Below are 19,944 nucleotides of genomic sequence, written 5' to 3' on the forward strand. Positions count from 1 at the left end.
CCCAGGGGCGTTGTGGCCCGTCAGTGGCCGATCGCGGCCAGGGCGGCGGTGTACTGGTCGTCGGTGACGGGCTCCGGCCAGGTGGTGCCGTCCCCGCTCTCGTCGCCGACGACCATGGCGATGTGGGCCACGCGGGTGCTGTCGGTGGCGCCGTGCCAGTACTCTTCACCCGCTGCCGGCCAGTGTGCTTCCTGTGACAGCTCGGCGAACACATAACCGGTTGCCTGTCGGTGATGGCGGTGGGTGAACGTCCGGCATGATCACCCAGGTGCGGACTGACGGATCAGCCGTCCGGATCGGCGCTCTCGTTCCGCTGACCCGGCCTGGCTGGGTCGAGGCGGGCCGGCACCCGCTCGCCGGACTCGAGCTGGCCGTTCGCGACGTCAATGACGCCGGCGGGATCGTCGCAAGGCCGCTCGAGCTGGTGGTCACAGACACCGCGGCTGATCCGCGGAGGGCCGTGGCGGCCGTGGACGAACTGGCTCATCTGGGCGTGGCTGCCCTGGCGGGGGAGTATCACAGCGTCGTCGCTCGCGCCGCTGCCGGCAGGGCCGACGCCCTCGGCCTGCCGTTCCTCTGCTCGTCAGCGGTTCTCGACGCGCTCACCGACCAGCCGACGGAATGGGTCGCGCGCCTCTCCCCGCGCCGCAGTCCCGCGGCTGGCAGGTCTACGCGGACTTCCTCCTCGGCGCGGGCCACACCCGAATCGCCGTGGCAGTCCAGCCGAGTGTCTACTGGGCAGCGGGGACCCGCATTCTGCGGGAGTACCTCGCTCCACGCGGCGGCACCGTCGTCGAACCCGACATGAGCGCGCTCACCGCCACGGCTGTGTGCGACGAACTCGTCGATCACCGCGCGACGGCCCTCCTTCTCCTGGTCGGCCACCCTGAGCCGGCCGTGCCGATCGTCCAGTCCGTCCGCCGTGACCAGCGCCTCGCCGAGGTCATGATCGGTGCACCGGCCGGGCAACCCGAGTTCTCCGAGTGGGCGACGTCGCCGGGCGACGACGGTGCCGCGATGCCGTTCTTGCGCTATCTGCCCGAACGCCTCAGCCCACTCGGCGCACGCGTCGAGAAGGTCCTGCGCGAGTGGCTGGGCGAAGCGCCCTCCTTCGTCGCCTTCGAGGGCTACGACACGGTCGCCGTCCTCGCCGATGTGCTGCGTGCTCACGGCGTGGACCGGGCGCGCACGGCCGGATCCTGGCCCCGCGTCGCGGTCGAGGGCACTCGCGGGCGGATCCGGTTCTCCCGCACGCCCGGCATCAGCGTGTGGCAGTGGGCCTCGGCGCCGGTCCAGGTCGTCGATCGAGATCCGGCGGACCCCGATCGCTTCCGGCTCCTCCACGCCGGTTGAAGAGAGCAGGGAGGCACCCCTGCTCAGACGGTCTCGGCCGTGCGGCACTCCGGGTGGCCCCAGCCACGGTCGTTCTTGGCGATGGACTCACCGGCCGCGTAGGAGCGGCCGCACTGGCAGCGGCCGGGGAACTTGGCCTTGATGGTGCGCGAGGAGGCCTTCGCGGTGCGGGCGGCCCCGCCGCGCGACCGGGAGCGCGGGGCCTTGGCCGGGGTGTCCGGGGCCGGCGGCGGCTCGGGGGAGCCCAGGCCGCTGCCCGCGGGCTCCTGGACGGTGGCGGCCTGGCTGGCCGCGCGGTCGGCGAAGTCGTTGAGCCGGTCGCCGTCGACCTGGTGGGCGGGAACGTAGCGGAACTCGACCGAGCGGCCGTCCAGAAGCTCGTCGATGCGCACCACGAGGTCCTGGTTGGCGACCGGCTTTCCGCCGGACGTCTTCCAGCCGTTGCGCTTCCAGCCGGGCAGCCAGGTGGTGACGGCCTTCATCGCGTACTGCGAGTCCATCCGGATCTCGAGCGGCACCTCCGGGTCGGTCGCCGTCAGCAGGCGCTCCAGCGCGGTGAGTTCCGCGACGTTGTTGGTGGCCTTGCCCAGCGGCCCCGCCTCCCAGCGCACCGGGCTCTCGGAAGCGTCGGCGACGACCCAGGCCCAGCCCGCGGGCCCGGGATTTCCCTTCGAAGCCCCGTCACACGCGGCCACAACACGTTCACGCATGGCACCGATCATGCCATGGCCGCATGGGCCGGCCGGCCGGAGGTCCTCAGCTCACGTCGGTCATCTTCGGCATCTCGCCCTGGGTCCTGGTGATGTCGATGACCGAGAAGTTGGCGCCCTGCGGGTCGCTGAGGGACGCGAACCGGCCGAACGGGGTGTCCATGGGCCCGAACCGCAGGACGCCGCCGAGCTTGGTGGCCTTCGCGACGGCGTCGTCGCAGTCCTCGACGGCGAAGTAGACGTTGATGTACGGCGGCACCTCGGGCGGGAAGTCGTCCGTCATCTTCATCCGGCCCAGCACGCTGCGGTCACCGAGGTTGTAGATCCGGAAGTCAGCCTCCTCGTGCTCCATCTCCTTCTGCTGGTAGGAGAAGACGGCGGGGAAGAACGCGTCGGACTTCTCGGGCTCGCGGGTGAAGACCTCCGCCCATGTGTAGGCACCGGGTTCGGCCATCGTGTCGAAGCCCTCATGGGTGCCCGCCTGCCACACGCCGAAGACGACACCGCTCGGGTCGCGGGCCAGGCACATGGTGCCGAAGTCGCCGACCTTCATCGGCTCCATCAGCACCTCGCCGCCGTGGTCACGGATCCGGGCCACGGTGGCGGCGGCGTCCCGGGCCGCGAAGTACAGGCACCACTGCGACTGGCCCTCCTGGCCGGGCATGGGCGGGACGACGGCGGCGACCGCCTTGCCGTTCGCATAGGCCTCGGTGTAGTTGCCGAACTCCGTCGACGCCTCGGCGAAGGTCCAGCCGAGGACGTCTCCGTAGAAGCTCTTGGCCCCTTCGAGGTCACTGAACGTCGCGTCGGCCCAGCACGGGCTTCCTTCAGGTTGCACGGCCATGGCTGCGGCCCTCTCCGAATGGGTGGACAGTCCGTTTCCTCACGCTAGTCACCGGGGAGCCGACCCGCGCGCCGAGCGGACCGTTCCGTCGCACACTGGGCGAGAGGGGGCTTCGGCAGGACGGGGAGCGGCGGCATGGCGGACGGGTCGATGCGTGCGTGGACGGTGGTACGGCCGGGCTCGGTCGAGGAGGGGTCCCTGCGGCTGGTCGGGAAACCGGTGCCGGTACCCGCGGACGACGAGCTGCTGGTGCGTGTGCGCTCCTGCGCTGTGTGCCGCACCGACCTGCACGTCGTCGAGGGCGACCTGCCCGTGCGCCGGGCGGGCGTCACGCCCGGTCACGAGGTCGTCGGAGCGGTGGCCGGGGCGGGCGCGGCGGTGCGCGGCTTCGCGGTGGGCGACCGGGTCGGTGTGGCCTGGCTGCGCCGCACCGACGGCGGCTGCGCGTACTGCGCGCGCGGCGCGGAGAACCTGTGTCCCCGCTCCGAGTACACGGGCTGGTACGCCGACGGCGGCTACGCGGAGTACACGACGGTGCCGGCGGCGTTCGCCTACCGGCTGCCGGAGGGCGTGCCGGACGTGGCCCTGGCTCCTCTCCTGTGCGCGGGCGTCATCGGCCACCGGGCGCTGCGGCGGGCCGGGCTGCCGCCCGGGGGACGGCTCGGGCTGTACGGCTTCGGAGGCAGCGCCCATCTGTGCGCGCAGGTGGCGCTCGCCGAGGGCGCCACCGTGCACGTCATGACGCGCGGTGCGGCCGCCCGGCGGCTGGCGCTGGAGCTGGGCGCGGCCTCCGCGCAGGACGCGTACGCGAGGCCGCCGGAGCCGCTGGACAGCGCGATCCTGTTCGCCCCCGCCGGCGAGCTGGTTCCGGTCGCCCTGCGCGCCCTGGACCGCGGCGGTGTCCTGGCCATCGCCGGCATCCATCTCACCGACACGCCTCCCCTGCACTACGAGACCGAGCTCTTCTACGAGAAGCAGGTGCGCAGCGTCGCCTCGAACACGCGCGAGGACGGCCGCGAGTTCCTGACCCTCGCGGCGAGGTACGGCGTACGCGCGACCACGCATCCGTATCCGCTGTCGCGGGCCGTGGAGGCGCTGGCGGATCTCAAGGCGGGGCGGTTCGACGGGGCGGCGGTGCTGGTGAACGACCTGTCGTGAGGACACTTTCCCGACCATGTTCCGTGGCCGACGCGTGTCTTCCCTCAGGGGTCCGGCTGTGCTTGCCTGGGGAGCCGTGTCACCGGCCCGGGGCGGGAGTTGCCGTATGCGCAGACCGTGGATCGTGGGTGTGCTGGTGGCGGTGCTGCTGCTCGGTGCGTGCGGCGATCCGTCGTCCGGGCCCGAGGCTCCCCCGCCGTCCGCTCCGGAGGTGTCCGCGACCACGCACCAGCGTGCCCCCGCCTCCCCCAGCGCCCGGACCCCCGTGAAGGCGCCCACCGTGCTGTACCTCGGCGACTCACTCGCCATGGAGAACCACAAGGTCCTCGGCCAGGAGCTGCGCCGGGACCTGCGCGCGACGTACACGAGCGCCCCCTACTCGGGCACCACCCTGTGCGACTACCTGGAGGGCACGGCCGAGCGGTCCCTCGTACCGGCCCGGGACAAGGCGGCCGCCCTGGTGCGGTCGCTGCGTCCGGACTTCGTGGTGTTGCAGTTCTGGGGCAACGCCTGGGACTTCACCTGGTGCATGGACGGGATCACGTACGACGGTGCGCGGGAGCGGTACTTCAGGCGGTACGAGGCCGACGCGCGCAGGCTCGTCGAGCAGATCGCCACGGCCGGCGGGTCCCACCGGCCGCGGATCGTGTGGGTGCTCCAGGGCCCGGACCCGATCACGCCCGACCGGGTGCGCCGGGTGAACGGACTGTACGAGCGGCTGGCCGCCGCCTCGGGCGGCATCGTCGCCGATGCCGGTGGAGCGGTGAGTCCGGGCTCGGACCGCTACACCTGGACGCAGTACCTCCCGTGCACCGACTACGAGCGTGCCCACCCCGACTACTGCACTCAGCCCTCCCGCGACCGGACGGCCCTGCACCGGGACGACGACTACCTGCACTTCTGCCTGGCACCCACGACGTCCACGCCGAAGCCCTGCCCGGTCCGCTCCCCCGGCATCCTGCGCATCGCCCGCGAGATCACGAAAACCATTCGACAGTCGATGAGTTGACCGCTCGAATGGCAGCCATGTGCGCGGTGCGAATGCATGAGGACGAAGTGGACATCGACGTCTCGCTCGTCGGCCGGCTGATCGCGGGACGGTTCCCACGGTGGGCAGGACTGCCCCTGCGGCGCCTGGAGTCCTCCGGGACGGAGAACGCCATGTTCCGTCTCGGCACGGACAAGGTCGTACGGCTCCCCCGGCATCCGCGCGCCATCGACGCCATCACGCACGAACTGCGCTGGCTGCCCCGGCTGGCCCCCGGGCTTCCCGCCGCCGCGCCCGAGCCTCTCGGGCGGGGTGAGCCCGGCGAGGACTTCCCGTGGCCCTGGGCGGTGTACGGCTGGCTGGAGGGTCACAACCCGGTGCCCGGCACACTGGAGGAACCCCGGCTGCTCGCCGGGGACCTGGGGGCGTACGTCACCGCCCTGCGCCGGACCGACGCGGCGGAGGGTCCGATCGGGTACCGGGGTGTGCCGCTGGCGACCCGGGACCGGTTCATGCGTGAGGCGCTCGCGCAGTTGGCGGGGCGGATCGACACCGCGGCGGTGACGGACCTGTGGGAGCAGGCACTGCGCACCCCGCAGTACGCCGGGCCGCCGGTCTGGGCGCACGGCGATCTGATGGCCGGGAACCTGCTGGTCAGCGGCGGACGGCTGACCGCCGTGATCGACTACGGCACGGTGGGGGTGGGCGATCCCGCCGTCGACCTCATCAGCGCCTGGTGTGTGCTGCCCGCCGAGGTCCGCGGCGTCTTCCGCGAGGCCGTGGGCGCCGGCGAGGCCGAGTGGGCGCGGGGCCGGGGCTGGGCCCTGTCGATCGCGGTCATCGCGCTGCCGTACTACTGGGAGACGAACCCGCCGGTCGCGGCGAACTCGCGGCATGTGATCAGGGAGATCCTGGCCGAGGCCGGATAGGGGCAGAAGGTGTTCCTGCCCCTGTCCGGAGAGCGCGTCATTCGCCCGCGTACGCCTTCTCCAGGGCCGCGATGTCGAACTTGCTCATCGCCATGAACGCCTCGGTCACCCGGGCCGCCTTCGCCGGGTCCGGGTCGGTGATCATGTCGTCGAGCCGGTCGGGTACGACCTGCCATGACACGCCGTACCGGTCCTTGAGCCAGCCGCAGGGGCCGGGCTCGCCACCGTTCTCGGTGAGCTTGGTCCAGTAGTAGTCGATCTCCTCCTGGTCCTCGCAGAAGATCATGAAGGAGACCGCCTCGGTGAACTTGAACTGAGGGCCGCCGTTGAGTCCGAGGAACTTGTGTCCGTTGGCCGTGAACTCGACGGTCATCACGCTGCCGGCGGGCTGGGGCGCTCCCGCGGGGTAGCGGGCGATCTTTCCGACGCTGGAGTTCTTGAAGACCGAGACGTAGAAGTGGGCAGCCTCCTCCGCCTGGCCGTCGAACCAGAGACACGTCGTGAAGCCGTCGGATGCCATGAGTACCTCCTGGAGCGTGGATCGCTGTCATCTGTGTCGACCGGTCCACGCCGGGAAACTCATCGGCCGGGCGGGTGATTATTCACCGGGACGGCGGGTTCGTCCGCCGGGCGTTCTTCCGGGAGTCGCGCGAGAAGGGCTGAGACCGGCTGGACGAACGCGCTCTGCCGGGAGCGGATCTGCCGAGGGCAGAGAAACGGTCTGCGGGCATCGTCCGAGGCCAAGAGTGGAGTCGACGGCACATCCGCGGCAGGTCCGCGGAACTTCCGCCACGACGAGGAGAACCGATGACTCCACTCACGACACTCACCCCGCGGTCGGAGGAGGGCGACACCCCTCCGACCCGGTTCGACGACCATCTGGCCGCCCAGCTGCTCGCGCAGCGCATCGTGCTGCTGGGCACGCAGGTCGACGAGGTCTCCGCGAACCGGGTCTGCGCCCAGCTGCTGATCCTGTCCGCGGAGGACCCGCGCACCGACATCAGCCTGTACATCAACAGCCCCGGCGGCTCGGTGCACGCGGGCCTCGCCATCTACGACACGATGCGGCTGATCCCCAACGACGTCTCCACCCTGGCCATGGGCTTCGCCGCCAGCATGGGCCAGTTCCTGCTCTGCGTCGGCACGCCGGGCAAGCGCTACTCCCTGCCGAACGCGCGCGTCATGATGCACCAGCCGTCGGGGGGCATCGGCGGCACCACCGCCGACATCGAGATCCAGGCGCAGAACCTGGAGTTCACCAAGCGGACCATCGAGCGGATCACCGCCGAGCACACCGGACAGACCCCGGAGACCATCTCCCGGGACGGCGACCGGGACCGCTGGTTCACGGCCGAGGAGGCCAAGGAGTACGGCATGGTGGACCGGGTCCTGGAGTCCCTCGCGGACATCCGCCCGGCGGCCACCCGGCGCAGGATGGGGCTTCAGTGATGGGTACCTACACGATTCCGAACGTCGTCGAGCGCACCCCCCAGGGCGAACGTTCCTACGACGTGTTCAGCCGGTTGCTGAACGAGCGGATCATCTTCCTCGGCACCGAGATCGACGACGGCGTCGCCAACGTCGTTATCGCACAGCTCCTCCATCTGGAGTCGTCGTCCCCGGAGAGCGAGATCTCGATCTACCTCAACTCCCCCGGCGGCTCGTTCACTTCGCTCATGGCCATCTACGACACCATGACGTACGTGCAGGCGCCGATCTCGACGTTCTGCGTCGGGCAGGCGGCCGCCACGGCGGCCGTGCTGCTGGCCGGCGGGGATGCCGGGCGGCGGTTCGTGCTGGAGCACGCGCGGGTGCTGCTCGGGCAGCCGGCCTCGGGCGGAGCGCGCGGCACGGCGTCCGACCTGTCGCTCCAGGCCAAGGAGATGGTGCGGATCCGCTCCCAGGTGGAGGAGGTGCTGTCCCGGCACACCCACCACGACGTGGCGACCCTGCGGGCCGACATGGACCGCGACAAGGTGCTCACCGCGCAGGAGGCGGTGGGCTACGGGCTGGCCGACGAGGTGCTCAGCCGACGCCCCGTGCGGGTCTGAGGCGCCGGCCGGCCACCGGTTCAGGCGGCCATGCACAGTCCCTCGGACGACGAGGGGGACGAGGGGGACGCCCCGCGGCGGCTGCCGGCCGAGTACCGCGAGGTGACGCGGATCAGTTCGCCCTGCGCCCTCGACAGCAGGTCACCGAGGCTCAGTCCGAGGGCGTGGGCGGCGGCCGCGAGGACCTCCGAGGAGGCCTCCTTGCGGCCGCGCTCCACCTCCGACAGGTACGGCATCGAGATCCGCGCCTCGTCGGCGACGTCCTTCAAGGTCCGCTCCTGCGCGAGACGTTCGCGCCGCAGGACGTCACCGACCAGGTCACGCCACAGAGGCTCCTTCGCGGCGGGGGCCGACGGCCCCTGACGCGGCGGAGCGGTGGCCGGGCGGGCGGCCCGGGGGCGCGCGCCGGACGGACGCAGGGGAATGACGCGGGCATCGTTCGGCACGTGGTTGCTCACTTCTCCAGCCTAGGAGTCGTGGTCGTCAGGGGAAGGGGCCGGCATTCCGCCCTGGGTGGAATCACCGAACGGACCGGTCGCCAGGCGGCGTTGGGCGACCGCGGCTCCTCCGCGCGCTCCCCGGAGTGATCGTCTCGTCGCTCGGGCCCGACGGCCCCGGCCGCCGCACGCCACCGACTTCTCCGCCGCCGTCCGATCGCCGGGCATGTGTAGCGCAGAACCGGGTACCCGCAACTCGGAAGCACCCAGGCAGATGCCCGTCGTGACGTTCATGGGAGAGGTAATGGAGACCGCCGTGATCCGGTCGCAGGCACAGGTCGTCGAAGAGAACGCGCAGGCCGGCACGGGTGACGGAGAACTGCCGGGAGTCGTGGACCCGCGGTCCGTGGCGCCGCGCGACGCCAGGGAGCTGTCCCGCCAGTTCTTCCGGCGCCTGACGGAACTCGAAGAGGGCACGCACGAATACCAGTACGCGCGCAACACGCTGATCGAGATGAACATGTCGCTCGTACGGTTCGCGGCCGGCCGGTTCCGGGGCCGCGGCGACGACATGGAGGACATCGTCCAGACCGGCATGATCGGCCTGATCAAGGCCATCGACCGGTTCGAGCTGGCGCGCGAGGTCGAGTTCACCTCCTTCGCGCTGCCGTACATCGTCGGTGAGATCAAGCGGTTCTTCCGGGACACGACGTGGGCGGTGCACGTGCCGCGGCGGCTTCAGGAACTGCGCGTGGAGCTGGCCAAGGCCCGCGAGGAACTCGCCAGCCGGCTGGACCGCGAACCCACGGTCACCGAGCTGGCCACGCTGATGAACATCTCCGAGAAGGAGGTCGTCGAGGGGCAGATCGCCGCCAACGGGTACAACTCGTCCTCCCTGGACGCCGCGCTGACCGGCGACGGCCCGGAGAGCGGCGAGGCGGTCCTGGCCGACTTCATCGGCGTGGAGGAGGACGGGCTGCGGCTCGTCGAGGACTTCCAGTCGCTGGCCCCGCTGATGGCGGAGCTCAGTGAGCGCGACCGGCAGATCCTCCACATGCGATTCGTGGAGGAGGCCACCCAGGCGGAGATCGGGGAGCGGCTGGGCTGCTCGCAGATGCACGTCTCCCGTCTGATCAAGCGGATCATCACGCGACTGCGCGAGGGCATGCTGGGCGAGCTGGGCTGCGCCTGACGCCGTCGGCGGACCAGCGGGTGCCGTCCCCACATGCGGGACATGCGGGAGGGGGAACGGCATCCGCCGCTGCTCCGGGGAGCCGGGGCTCCGGACGGCTCGACAGCCCGTGGACGGCTCAACCCTCGGCTTCGCCGGTGAGCGGCAGCACGGCGCGTACCCGCTTGCCCACCGGCACCAGCTCCACGCTGACCTGCTCCGCGAGCGCGTGGACGATCTCCAGGCCGTGCCGCCCGACGCGTTCGGGGTTGCGGGGGAAGACGCGGGGCAGTGCGCAGCTGCTGTCGTAGACCGACACCATCACCGCGGTGTCCGTGCCGACGAGCTCCAGGATGTACGGCCCGTTGCTGTGCCGGTCCGCGTTGGTGACCAGCTCGCTCACGACGAGTTGCACCGCGCCGTCGGCCCGGTTGTCGATGCGCGCGCACCACTCGGTCCTGAGCTGGTCGAGAAAGAGCGCGGCGAAGGACCGCGCCTCGGCGATGCAGCCCTGCTCGCCGGTGTAGTGTGCCGCCCGCCTCAGCGGTTCCACGGGCACGTCGAAACCAGTCGGTATCACTGCCCCGTCCAGGTGGTCGATCATTCGTTTCTCTCTGGGAAGCCGGACTGGCCGGACACTCTGCACAGTGCTCGTACCCCGAGCCGGGCTTCGCAGTCCTGACAGGCCTTCGGCCCGTCCGGTGCCCGGGGCATTGTCCCCTGTCCGCGGGGCACCCGGTAGGAATCGGGACCGGCCGAGGGCGGCCTGTCCGGATCGCCGGACGGTCATCACGGTACGGCGCCCGCCCTGTGGGAAGGGCGAACGATGAACGAGCTGATGGCGGCACGGAGCCTGACGACCCTGCCGGTGGTCACCCTGGGCGGCGACGCCGTGGCCCAGGTCAAGCACACCCTCTTCGACGCCGCCGCCGGGCGTGTCACCGGTTTCACGCTCAGCGGCCGGGGACTGCTGTCGGGCCCGCTGAAGCAGAGCCTGCCCTGGACGGCCGTGCACTCGCTGGGCCATGACGCGGTCATGATCGTCGACGCCGGTGCTCTGGCGGACACGTCCGTCGTGGCGGCACGCCAACAGGTCCAGGAGGGCCGGGTACTGCACGCGAAGGTGCTGACCGACGAGGGCGCCGAGGTCGGGACGGTGCTCGACGTGGTCGTCGAGGGCGGCGGCAGCGGCCGGGTCGTGGGCTTCCGGATCGCCGCGGGCAAAGCGCTGGTGCAGGGCTTTGGGCGGCGCCGGCACCGGGTGTACGTGCCGCGCGGCGAGACGCTCGTGGTCACCGGCCGGGCGCTGGTGATCCCGGCGGACGCCGTCCGCTACGTGGCCGACGACCTGCCGGCCTTCGCCGCCCGGGTCGGCGCCTTCCGCGAGGGACGGAAGGGGACGCCGCCATGATGCTGTTCTCCCAGGCGCGGGGGCTGCCGGTGCTGACGCTGGCCGAGGCGGACGAGATCGGCGTCGTGAAGTCCCTGACGGTCGACGCCCCGTCCGGTGTGGTCACCCATGTCCGGGTGCGCGGCAGGTACTCCCGCAGGGAGTCCGCCCTCCCCTGGGGCGCCCTGCACGCCGTCGGCCCGGACGCCGTGCTCGTCCGCTCGGCCGCCGCCCCGTCCGACGTGCCGCCGCACCGCGAGCTGCCGGGCCTCAGGATTCTCACTGAGACGGGCACCGAGCTCGGCAGGGTCCAGGATGTCGTGTTCGAACCGGAGACCGGCCGCATCGAGGCGGTCCGCACCGCGCACGGCGACCTGCCGGCCGATTACATGCTCGGCGCCGGCGACTACGCCCTGGTGGTCCGTGCCGGGTGAGCCGGGCCGGGTCAGGAGGCCGGGGGCTGGCCAGTCGTGCCGTTTCCAGTGTCGTTCCCGGGCGGAGGCTGCTGCGGCTCCGACGTCGGCGGCTGCTGCTCGCTCGTCGGCGGCTCCGGCGAGGTCTCCGGATCCGATGTCGGCGGTTCGCTCGTGGGAGGCTCCGGCGAGGTCGGGCCGGCTGGTGACGTCGGCGTGGTGACGCTCACCGACGGGGAGGGCTTGTCGGGCTTCTCGGTCTTGCGGTCCTTCGTACCGGTGTCGCCCTTGTGTCGCTCGAACCACTCGCCGTCGGGCTCGCACACGACGAAGACGTCGACCGGCTTGGGAGCGGGCGCGACCGCGACGACGTTCGACGGCTTGTAACCCGGCCACGCGTCGCCGGTCATCTTGGGCGCGGTCTGCTGGGCGACCGGCGCGGACAGCGGGTTGCCGCACGCGCAGCGCACCCGGGGCACGCCGCGGTCGTCGACGAGGACGGCCGTGCCGGCCTGGAGGACGGCCTGGTAGCTGGTGGCCCTGCCGTCCTGGTAACCGTGGTTGGTGACGCGGGTGTCCATGCGCAGCACCACGGGAGTGAGCGAGCGCAGGTAGGCGGGAACGTCGGGCGGGTCGACGCGGGCGACGGAGGCGAACGCCCGCTGCTTGTCCGGAGCACCCTTGAAGTAGGTGATCTGCTTCTCCACGTCACAGCTGGTTGCGTTGCGGGTGCCGCCGTACAGGCCGGGCGCGCCGCCCCGTACGCCCTGGACGGCGTTCTGCGTGGCCAGCTCGGTCGGCGAGGGCGAGACCGGTGAGGCCGAGCTCTCCTTCGCCGTGGACTCGGTGAACGGGTCCGGGCCGGTGTCGGCCGCGGGCTGGAGGAAGACCTCGCCCTCGGACGTGCTGGTACCGCCGTCGGACGCGCCGGTGCCGCCGCCGTCGGGCCGGGTGAACACCACGGCCAGGATCACGGCGGCCACGACGGCCGTGGCGATCAGCGCGACGCGAGGTACCGACCCCCACCACGGTCGGCGGGGCTCCGGCGCCTGCCCTCCCCCACTCGGCGGTTCGGAGGGCGGCCCGCCTCCCGACGGCGGCTGGGAGGGACCCGACAGCGGGCCCGAGGGGGGTCCTGTGGGGCGGCCGGACGACGGCGGTTCGACGCTCACGAGCTCTTCTTCCCGCGTGGGTTCTCTGCGGCCTTCTCACACCCGAGGCGATTGATCCCGATGTATGCCGCTTTTTCCACTACGAGTTCATTGTGTGCTCCGGTTCCGTACGGCTCGCAAGCCGACGCGGACGGACCTCCTGACGGGCGTCCGGCGCGGGTGCTGCTTAGCGTGGCAGCGTGAGTTCGCGCACCTCCTCCGGCCAGGCACGTACCTCCGGGAAGCGGGCCGTCGCCCGCCACGGCTGGGCGCATGCCCTCGTCACCGTGCTCGGCGGACTGCTCGCCATGGCGGTGGTGTCGGCTCTGGGCCTGTGGGCGGCCGGGGCGGCGGACCTCCCGGACGGCGCGTTCGCACCGGTCGTCGTGGCGACCGTGGTCACCGCCGTCGGGGGCTCGGTGAAGCTCTCGGGAAGCGCCGGAGGCCTCGCCGACACGCAGGCGGGCCTGACCGTCATCCCGCTGTCCGTCACGCTCACCGGGGCGCTGGTGATCGCCTGGGGCTTCCTGCGGCCGCTGCGGCACCGCGCGGTCGCCGGTGCCGCGGAGCTTGCCGGCTGGGCCGCAAGGATCGCGGCCCTGTGGCTGCTCGCGCTGATCGGCCTGGCCCTCGCCGCCCGCCACACGTTCGACATCTCCCTCGGGAACGACGCCCTGGGCGAACTCGGTGACCTGTTCGGCGTCTCACCGGAGATCGGCTTCACCACCGACGTTCCGCTGTCCGTGTTCGTCGGCGTGGTGTGGCTGGCCGGTGTGCTGGTGCTGGCCCTGCTGGTGTCGCGCGGCGCCCCGCTGCCGGCCGGGCTGCTGCGTTTCCAGACGTCGGTGCGGCCGGCCGCGTACGCGATGGTCGCGCTGCTGCTCGCCTACGTCGTCATCGGCGTGGTCGTCGCCCTGGTCGTGGCGGCGACACGGGGGCACGCTGCGGAGACGTTCGCCGTGATCCTGCTCGGCATGCCCAACCTGGTGTGGCTGACGCTGACGATCGGCCTCGGCGCCACCTGGAACGGCCGGGTGGAGGGGCCGTTCGGGCTGCCCATGCCGCATGTGCTCGACGAGGTGCTGCGCACCCCGGACATCTCCGAGCTGAACCTGAGGACGCTCTCCGAGCACGACGGCAGGGTGTGGTGGCTGCTGGTCGTCGACGCGGTGCTGCTGATCGCCGCCGCGTTCGTGATGGCGGCCCGCTCGCCGGCCCGGGTACGGGCCTGGCAGCACGCCGTGCACATGGCGGTCGCGCTCGTGCTCACGGTGTTCATGATCTGCCTGGTCGGGCGCATCTCCGCGCACTACGGCCTGTCCGTGCTCGGCATCGGCGACCTGGGCGGCGGCCTCGCGGGCGAGCTGTTCCTCAGACCCCGGCTGTGGGGGGCCGTGGGCCTGGCCGTCCCGTGGGGGCTGGTGACCGGGTTCGCCGGGGCGCTGCTGGCGCGGCACGTACGGCGGCGGGGTGAGGTGCGCGCCGAGCGGGCGGGCTGACGCCGGGCACACCGACTGCCCTGCGGCCGCTGCTCTACGTCCGCTCCTTGAAGACCGGTTCGGCCCAGCGCGGGGGCGGCTTCGGCCGCTCCTCCCGCGGCTGCCGGCCCGCCCGGGCGGGAGCGGGCCCCGCGACGGCCCCGCCTCCGGTCGTCGCGGCGCGCAGGGCGGCGACGAAGTCGAGGCAGGACGGGTACCGGTCGTCGGGTCTCTTGGCGAGGGCCTTGGCGAAGACCGGGTCCACCTGTGGGGGGAGGTCGGGGCGGGCCTCGGTCAGCGGGGGCGGGTCGTCGTACTGGTGTGCCCACAGCAGGGCCATGTCGTCGTCCCGCAGGAAGGGCGGATGGCCGGTGAGAGTCTCGTAGACGACGCAGGCGAAGCCGTAGACGTCGCAGCGGGCGTCGACCGGGCGGCCCGAGATCTGCTCGGGGGCGACGTAGTCGAGCGTGCCGACGAACTGGCCGACCGTGGTGAAGCCGGTCAGCGACAGCGACTTCTTCGTCAGGCCGAAGTCGGTGAGGTAGACGTGCTCGGGGTGGTCGCTGTCAGTGCCGCGGGAGACCAGGATGTTGCCGGGCTTGACGTCCCGGTGCACCAGCCCGTGGTCGTGGGCCGCGTCGAGCGCGGAGGCGACCTGGGCGGCGATGCGTACGGCGGTGGCGGGCGGCAACGGGCCCTCCCGGTCCAGGAGATGGCGCAGGTCGCTGCCGGCGACGAACCGCATCGCGATGTACAGCACGCCGTCCGTCTCGCCGGCCTCGAAGACCGGCACGATGTGCGGGTGGTCGATCGCGGCGGCGGCCCGGGACTCGTGGGTGAAGCGGCGCCGGAAGGTGTCGTTGCGGGCGAGTTCCGGGGCGAGCAGCTTGAGTGCGACGGCGCGCTCCAGACGCAGGTCCCGGGCCCGGTAGACCACGGCCATGCCGCCGCGCCCGATCTCCTGCTCTATCCGGTACCCGGCGATCTGCTGCCCGACCAGCTCGGAGGGCCGCCCCGAGAACAGACTCGTCTCGCGGTTCACCGGGCGTCACCCTCGGGCGACACGACCCGGGTGGGCTCGGACCCCACGACCCGCGTGGGCGGCGCCTCGGCCGACCCGCCCGCCTCCTCGTCAGAAGCCGGCTCGCCGTCCCCCTCGGGGGACACGACCCGGGCGGGCGGCGCCTCGGGAGGCACGACCCGGGTCGGCTCGGGCGCCTCAGACGACACGACCTGCGTCGGCTGGGCAGCCTCGGGGGGCACGGTCCGCGAGGGCGCGGGCGCCTCAGACGGCACCGACCGCGTCGGCTCGGGAACCTCTGGCGACACCACTTGCGTGGGGGCGGGGCCCTCCGGAGGCACGGTCCGCGAGGGCGCGGGCGCCTCAGACGGCACCGACCGCGTCGGCTCGGGAACCTCTGGCGACACCACCCGCGTAGGGGCAGGAACCTCCGGAGGCACGGTCCGCGAAGGCTCGGGCGCCTCAGACGACACGTTCCGCCTCGGCTCGGCACCCCCCGGCGACACCACCCACCTCGGCTCCGCCGCTTCAGGCGACACCACCCGCGTCGGCTCCGGTGGCTCGGGAGAAGCAGCCCCCGAGGGCTCCGGCGGTACGACCCGTGTGGGCGGTGCCTCGGCCGGACGGGCCGACCGTTCGGGCCGGGGCGCCTGCTCGGCCCGAGGTGTCTCCTCGACTGCCTCCGCGGGGACGACCCGGGTGGGGGTGCGCGCCGGGGCCGGGGGCTCGGACGGGCGGGGCTCCGGGTGGGCCCGGGGTGTCTCGTCCGTCGCGTACGTGGTCACCCGGGTGCCGTCGGCGTACACCCAGTGCCCGTGGGCGGCGTCGTAGAGCCACACGGACTCACCGTCGACGACGACGCCGATTCGCAGCCCGTGGGTGCGTGCGTGGAAGGACTCCCGGTCCAGACCGCCGGCGAGGTCCTCGACCGCGGACCGGTAGCGAGCCAGGGCCTCCTGCGCGCGGCCCAGCAGCGGGCGCGGGTCGGCGCTGCGGGTGAGCGGCCCGTCCGCGGCGGGCGGATCCTGCGGTACGGCGACCAGGCGGCGGCCGTCCACCCAGGCCGACCAGCCGTTGAAGCACAGCACATGCCCCCAGTCGCCCTGCCGCTCCAGCAGCTGCACCGGGAGCAGCGGGTCCAGGTCCACGGTGGGCCGGGCCGGGTCGGGGGCCTCCCAGGCGGGCATCCCGTGCTGCGGGACGACGTGGGTGGGCCGGAAACCGGGAGTCGTCATAGGGGCTCCCTACCTCCGCATCACGGCCGGTTCGTGGCGGCGCAGCAGCCGGGACACCAGGAAGCCGAAGAGCGCCGACAGCACGAGCAGCATCCCGACGTCGAGCAGCCACGTGCCCGCCGAGTGCTCGAAGAGCGGGTCCTTGGTCAGGTCGTCGGGCACGATCCTGGCCAGCCCGACCGTGCCGGCCATCGCGGCCAGCGCCCAGCGCGCGGGCACCAGCCAGCCCAGCTGCTCGAGCCCGGGAACACCGTCCAGCTTCAGCAGGGCACCGCAGAAGACGACCTGGACGATGGCGATGAGCACGAGCAGCGGCATCGTCACCTCCTCCTTGCGCACCAGCGCGGAGATGAACAGGCCGAGCATCATGGCCGTGAACGCCAGCAGGGCGACGGCGACCGCGATCTCCACCAGGGGCGGCATCAGCACGCCTTCGCCACCGGGCGCGTTGAGGTCCACTCCGAGCAGGGCGACCAGGGTCAGCACCACCGCCTGGAGCACGGTGATGACGCCCAGTACGACGACCTTGGACATCAGGTACGCCGATCTGGACAGGCCCACCGCCCGCTCACGCTGGTAGATCACTCGTTCCTTGACGAGTTCGCGCACGGCGTTGGCGGCCCCGGTGAGCACCGCGCCGACACACAGGATGAGCAGGGCGTTCATCGCCGTGTCGAGCGTCAGCCTGCCGCCCGCGAGCGCCCGCGCCATCACGCCCATGACGAACGGCAGGGCGATCATGATGATCAGGAAGGTGCGGTCGGCGCTGAGCGCGGCCGCGTACCGGCGCACCAGCGTGCCGAGCTGGGCGGCCCGGCTGCGCGGCCGGGGCGGCGGGGCGATGACGACGGGCCCGGACCGGGGTTGCGGGGGCTGGGCGGTGGCGTCGGCGACGTACCGGCGGTGGAAGGGCGAGGCGCTGTAGTCCCCGGCCCAGTCCCGGCCCGCGTCCCGGTCGAAGGCCTCGAAGGCCTCCGGCCACTGCTCGAACCCGAAGTACGCCAGGGCGTCCTCGGGCGGCCCGTAGTAGGCGATCTTCCCGCCGGGCGCGAGCACGAGGAGCCGGTCGCACACGTCCAGGCTGAGCACGCTGTGGGTGACCACGATGACGGTCCGGCCGTCGTCGGCGAGGCCGCGCAGCATGTGCATCACCGAGCGGTCCATGCCGGGGTCGAGTCCGGAGGTCGGCTCGTCGAGGAACAGCAGGGACGGCTTGGTCAGCAGCTCCAAGGCCACGCTGACGCGCTTGCGCTGGCCGCCGGACAGGCTGTGCACGGGCTGGTCGGCGCGCTGTTCCAGGCCCAGTTCGCGGATCACCTCGTCGACCCGGGCGCGCCGCTCGGCCTTGGCCGTGTCCTGCGGGAAGCGCAGCTCGGCGGCGTAGGAGAGGGCTTTGCGGACGGTCAGCTGGGCGTGCAGGATGTCGTCCTGCGGCACGAGGCCGATGCGCTGGCGCAGCTCGGCGTAGTCGCGGTAGAGGTCGCGGCCGTCGTAGAGGACGGTGCCGTGGTCGGCGGGCTTCTGGCCGGTGAGGGCGTTGAGGAGCGTGGACTTCCCGGCGCCGCTCGGGCCGACGACGGCGAGCAGGCACTTCTCCCCCACCGGGAACGACACGTGGTCGAGCAGCGTCTTGCGGCCCCGGTCGACGGTGACCGCGAGGTTCTGCACGTCGAGGGAGACCTCACCGGTGTCGACGTACTCCTGGAGCTGGTCGCCGACGAGGCAGAACGCCGAGTGGCCGATGCCGACGATGTCGCCCTGGCCGACCGGGGCACTGGTGACGCGGCTGCCGTTGAGGTATGTGCCGTTGTGGCTGCCGAGGTCGGTGATCTCGTAGGTCCCGTCGGGCAGGGCGCGCAGTTCGGCGTGCCGGCGGGAGACCACCAGGTCGTCGATGACCAGGTCGTTGTCGGCGGCGCGGCCGATGCGGACAGTGCGGGAGGGCAGCGGCCGGACGGTCGTGGGCTGCCGGTAGGTGCCCGTCATGGCCGGCATGGAGACGGCGGAGGGGCGTTCCGGGGCCGGAGCGGGGCGCCCCAGCAGGACTACGCGGGGGCCGTCGGCGGGGTTGCCGAAGCGGATGACGCTGCCGGGGCCGACGTCCCACTCGTGGATGCGGCGGCCGTCGGCGTAGGTGCCGTTGGTGCTGTTCTCGTCCTCGATGGTCCAGTGCCCGTCGTCGGGCCGCAGCACCGCGTGGTGCCAGGAGACCCGGTCGTCGTCGATGACGATGTCACTCAACGGGTCGCGCCCGACGTGGTAGTCGCGGCCCGGAATCATCACTGTGGAGCCCGTCTCGGTCTCCAGGACGAGTTCTGGTGCTACCGACGACTGCGCCATGACCAAGATTCTACCGATTTGCCTGACATATGACTCAGTGAGTCGCTCAGGCCACGGGTACGCCCAGGACGGGGGCCGTCCGCTGCATCCGCAGGGCGTCCACGGACTCGGCGAGCAGCTCGTACTCGGTGGTGTCGTCGCTGGTGGCGATGCGCACCAGCCGTCCGGCCGCCAACTCCTCGGCGACCCGCTCCTGCCGGCCGGCATCGGCGCACCAGGCGCGCAGCAGGGTGGGCACGTCGGGCACGGTCTCGGCGACCGGCACGAGCGCGCCCGGCGGTAAGTGCTCGGCGTCGGGCTGGGGGTCGAGGCGCTGGGCGATCCAGGAGGCGCGGTCGCGCAGCCACCACAGGGCGAGGGCGAGCGTGGGCGCCCGGTAGGTGCCCAGGGGGACGCCGATGCGGCGGCCGTCGCAGACTCCGTACGCCGTGACATGGCACAGAAACTCGTCGTGCACGTGCCCCTCCCCCGTTGCCCTGCCCGCCTGCCGGCCCGGCCTCGCCTGTTCCGCGACTCGCGTGCTGTGCGTAAGGGCGCCGTCGCTTGATGTGAAAGCGCTCTCGCTGGTCAGTATGTTCACTACTGAAACACTGTCACCATGTCTTTCCGGCCACTCTCTTGGCATATTCACACCCCGAGTTGGCCGAAACCCCGCGGGCAGTCGCCAGGGGGCATGACTCCGGAGGTGACCGACGGCCGAGCCGAGCGCGGGCAGGGTGGTCCGTGCCGGTTCACCGCGAGCGGTGAACCGCAGCCTGACCAGCAGACACCACCCCTCGGAGGCTGATCGCCCATGTCCGCACCCGCCCACCGTCACGAGGACGCCGTCGCCCGCTACTTCGAGGCCTGGAACGCCGAGGGCCCGGCGGCACGGGCGATGGCGGTCGCCGCCGCCTGGACCGAGGACGGCGGTTACACCGACCCTCCCCCAAGCTCTTCGAGCAGGGGGCCCCGGCCGACGTCCGCGGCCATGAGCAGATCGCCGCGCCGATCGCGGCGGCCCGCGAGCGGTTCCCGGGGTTCGTGTTCCGGCAAACCGGCGGGTCGACGGGCACCACCGCATCGCGCGCTTCTCGTGGGAGCTGGTGAGCGAGACCGACGGCTCGGCGCCCGTGACCGGGGCGGATGTGATCACGCTGGACGAGCAGGGCCGGATCAGGGCCGTGCTCGGTTTTCCGGACCGGGTGCCCGCCGGGGCGTGAGACCGGCGATGAGTTTCCCGGTGTCCGGCGCTCTGGTGTGTGAGAGGCGACCGAAGACCGGAGGACACCACGG

19 protein-coding genes and 3 pseudogenes are annotated in these 19,944 nt (G+C 72.2%); 11 read left to right on the forward strand and 11 right to left on the reverse strand.

Going from position 1 to position 19,944, the window contains the following annotated elements:
* Positions 1-20: 20 nt before the first annotated feature.
* Positions 21-170: pseudogene (locus V8690_RS01355) on the reverse strand (cupin domain-containing protein); the annotation flags it as partial.
* 86 nt (positions 171-256) lie between these two features.
* Here V8690_RS01355 and V8690_RS01360 point away from each other — a divergent pair.
* Positions 257-1,353: pseudogene (locus tag V8690_RS01360) on the forward strand (ABC transporter substrate-binding protein).
* 23 nt (positions 1,354-1,376) lie between these two features.
* Here the strand turns inward: V8690_RS01360 and V8690_RS01365 are convergent.
* Together V8690_RS01365 and V8690_RS01370 are read right to left on the reverse strand one after the other, a co-directional pair.
* Positions 1,377-2,075: a ribonuclease H gene (locus V8690_RS01365; RefSeq protein ID WP_338775462.1), complete on the reverse strand. Its 699-nt coding sequence runs from the start codon at positions 2,073-2,075 to the stop codon at positions 1,377-1,379.
* A gap of 34 nt (positions 2,076-2,109) precedes the next feature.
* Positions 2,110-2,907, reverse strand: a complete 798-nt coding sequence (locus V8690_RS01370) for a VOC family protein (RefSeq protein ID WP_338775463.1) — start codon at positions 2,905-2,907, stop codon at positions 2,110-2,112.
* A 150-nt stretch (positions 2,908-3,057) separates the two neighbouring features.
* Between V8690_RS01370 and V8690_RS01375 the strand changes: the two genes are divergently transcribed.
* The 3 genes from V8690_RS01375 (at position 3,058) to V8690_RS01385 (ending at position 5,982) form a co-directional block, all read left to right on the forward strand.
* Positions 3,058-4,065, forward strand: coding sequence for a zinc-binding alcohol dehydrogenase family protein (locus tag V8690_RS01375; RefSeq protein ID WP_338785202.1), 1,008 nt, complete (start codon positions 3,058-3,060; stop codon positions 4,063-4,065).
* Positions 4,066-4,171: 106 nt separating this feature from the next.
* Positions 4,172-5,074: an SGNH/GDSL hydrolase family protein gene (locus V8690_RS01380; protein WP_338775464.1), complete on the forward strand. Its 903-nt coding sequence runs from the start codon at positions 4,172-4,174 to the stop codon at positions 5,072-5,074.
* A 32-nt stretch (positions 5,075-5,106) separates the two neighbouring features.
* On the forward strand, positions 5,107-5,982 hold the full coding sequence (locus V8690_RS01385; protein WP_338775465.1) for an aminoglycoside phosphotransferase family protein: 876 nt from the start codon (positions 5,107-5,109) through the stop codon (positions 5,980-5,982).
* 37 nt (positions 5,983-6,019) lie between these two features.
* Here the strand turns inward: V8690_RS01385 and V8690_RS01390 are convergent, their stop codons facing one another.
* The gene (locus tag V8690_RS01390; RefSeq protein ID WP_338775466.1) at positions 6,020-6,502 is read right to left on the reverse strand and encodes a VOC family protein; all 483 of its coding nucleotides are present in this window, start codon (positions 6,500-6,502) and stop codon (positions 6,020-6,022) included.
* 287 nt (positions 6,503-6,789) lie between these two features.
* Between V8690_RS01390 and V8690_RS01395 the strand changes: the two genes are divergently transcribed.
* Both V8690_RS01395 and V8690_RS01400 read left to right on the forward strand, forming a co-directional pair.
* Positions 6,790-7,431, forward strand: coding sequence for an ATP-dependent Clp protease proteolytic subunit (locus V8690_RS01395; RefSeq protein ID WP_338775467.1), 642 nt, complete (start codon positions 6,790-6,792; stop codon positions 7,429-7,431).
* Entirely contained in the window at positions 7,431-8,033 is a 603-nt protein-coding gene (locus tag V8690_RS01400; protein WP_338775468.1) for an ATP-dependent Clp protease proteolytic subunit, read from the forward strand. Before V8690_RS01395 ends, V8690_RS01400 begins: the two co-directional genes overlap by 1 nt.
* 20 nt (positions 8,034-8,053) lie before the next feature.
* On the opposite strand, the gene V8690_RS01405 is transcribed toward V8690_RS01400, so the two are convergent.
* Entirely contained in the window at positions 8,054-8,491 is a 438-nt protein-coding gene (locus V8690_RS01405) for a helix-turn-helix transcriptional regulator (protein ID WP_338775469.1), read from the reverse strand.
* A 283-nt stretch (positions 8,492-8,774) separates the two neighbouring features.
* Between V8690_RS01405 and V8690_RS01410 the strand changes: the two genes are divergently transcribed.
* A complete protein-coding gene (locus V8690_RS01410) occupies positions 8,775-9,662 on the forward strand; it encodes an RNA polymerase sigma factor SigF (protein WP_338775470.1) in 888 nt (295 codons plus the stop codon).
* Between the two features lie 118 nt (positions 9,663-9,780).
* Here V8690_RS01410 and V8690_RS01415 read toward each other — a convergent pair whose 3' ends face one another.
* The gene (locus V8690_RS01415; RefSeq protein ID WP_338775471.1) at positions 9,781-10,245 is read right to left on the reverse strand and encodes an ATP-binding protein; all 465 of its coding nucleotides are present in this window, start codon (positions 10,243-10,245) and stop codon (positions 9,781-9,783) included.
* A 222-nt stretch (positions 10,246-10,467) separates the two neighbouring features.
* Here V8690_RS01415 and V8690_RS01420 point away from each other — a divergent pair, with 222 nt between their 5' ends.
* Together V8690_RS01420 and V8690_RS01425 are read left to right on the forward strand one after the other, a co-directional pair.
* Complete coding sequence (locus tag V8690_RS01420; RefSeq protein ID WP_338775472.1) at positions 10,468-11,052, forward strand: PRC-barrel domain-containing protein; 585 nt, start codon at positions 10,468-10,470, stop codon at positions 11,050-11,052.
* Entirely contained in the window at positions 11,049-11,465 is a 417-nt protein-coding gene (locus V8690_RS01425; RefSeq protein WP_338775473.1) for a PRC-barrel domain-containing protein, read from the forward strand. The genes V8690_RS01420 and V8690_RS01425 overlap by 4 nt, the downstream gene beginning before the upstream one ends.
* A gap of 11 nt (positions 11,466-11,476) precedes the next feature.
* Here V8690_RS01425 and V8690_RS01430 read toward each other — a convergent pair whose 3' ends face one another.
* Positions 11,477-12,616, reverse strand: coding sequence for a DUF6777 domain-containing protein (locus V8690_RS01430; protein WP_338775474.1), 1,140 nt, complete (start codon positions 12,614-12,616; stop codon positions 11,477-11,479).
* A 179-nt stretch (positions 12,617-12,795) separates the two neighbouring features.
* Here V8690_RS01430 and V8690_RS01435 point away from each other — a divergent pair, with 179 nt between their 5' ends.
* The gene (locus V8690_RS01435) at positions 12,796-14,094 is read left to right on the forward strand and encodes a streptophobe family protein (protein ID WP_338775475.1); all 1,299 of its coding nucleotides are present in this window, start codon (positions 12,796-12,798) and stop codon (positions 14,092-14,094) included.
* 34 nt (positions 14,095-14,128) lie between these two features.
* On the opposite strand, the gene V8690_RS01440 is transcribed toward V8690_RS01435, so the two are convergent.
* Genes V8690_RS01440 through V8690_RS01455 form a run of 4 tightly spaced genes read right to left on the reverse strand, consistent with a single transcriptional unit; the run spans position 14,129 to position 19,126 of the window.
* Positions 14,129-15,115 carry a serine/threonine-protein kinase gene (locus V8690_RS01440; protein ID WP_338775476.1) on the reverse strand — a complete coding sequence of 329 codons (987 nt, stop codon included), beginning with the start codon at positions 15,113-15,115 and terminating at the stop codon, positions 14,129-14,131.
* On the reverse strand, positions 15,112-16,329 hold the full coding sequence (locus V8690_RS01445) for a hypothetical protein (protein WP_338775477.1): 1,218 nt from the start codon (positions 16,327-16,329) through the stop codon (positions 15,112-15,114). Before V8690_RS01445 ends, V8690_RS01440 begins: the two co-directional genes overlap by 4 nt.
* Before the next feature lie 9 nt (positions 16,330-16,338).
* Complete coding sequence (locus tag V8690_RS01450) at positions 16,339-18,669, reverse strand: FHA domain-containing protein (RefSeq protein ID WP_338775478.1); 2,331 nt, start codon at positions 18,667-18,669, stop codon at positions 16,339-16,341.
* A gap of 46 nt (positions 18,670-18,715) precedes the next feature.
* Positions 18,716-19,126 carry a hypothetical protein gene (locus tag V8690_RS01455; protein WP_338775479.1) on the reverse strand — a complete coding sequence of 137 codons (411 nt, stop codon included), beginning with the start codon at positions 19,124-19,126 and terminating at the stop codon, positions 18,716-18,718.
* 336 nt (positions 19,127-19,462) lie between these two features.
* Here V8690_RS01455 and V8690_RS01460 point away from each other — a divergent pair.
* Positions 19,463-19,871: pseudogene (locus tag V8690_RS01460) on the forward strand (nuclear transport factor 2 family protein).
* Positions 19,872-19,944 lie beyond the last annotated feature (73 nt).

This window comes from Streptomyces sp. DG1A-41, from assembly GCF_037055355.1.
GTDB lineage: Bacteria > Actinomycetota > Actinomycetes > Streptomycetales > Streptomycetaceae > Streptomyces.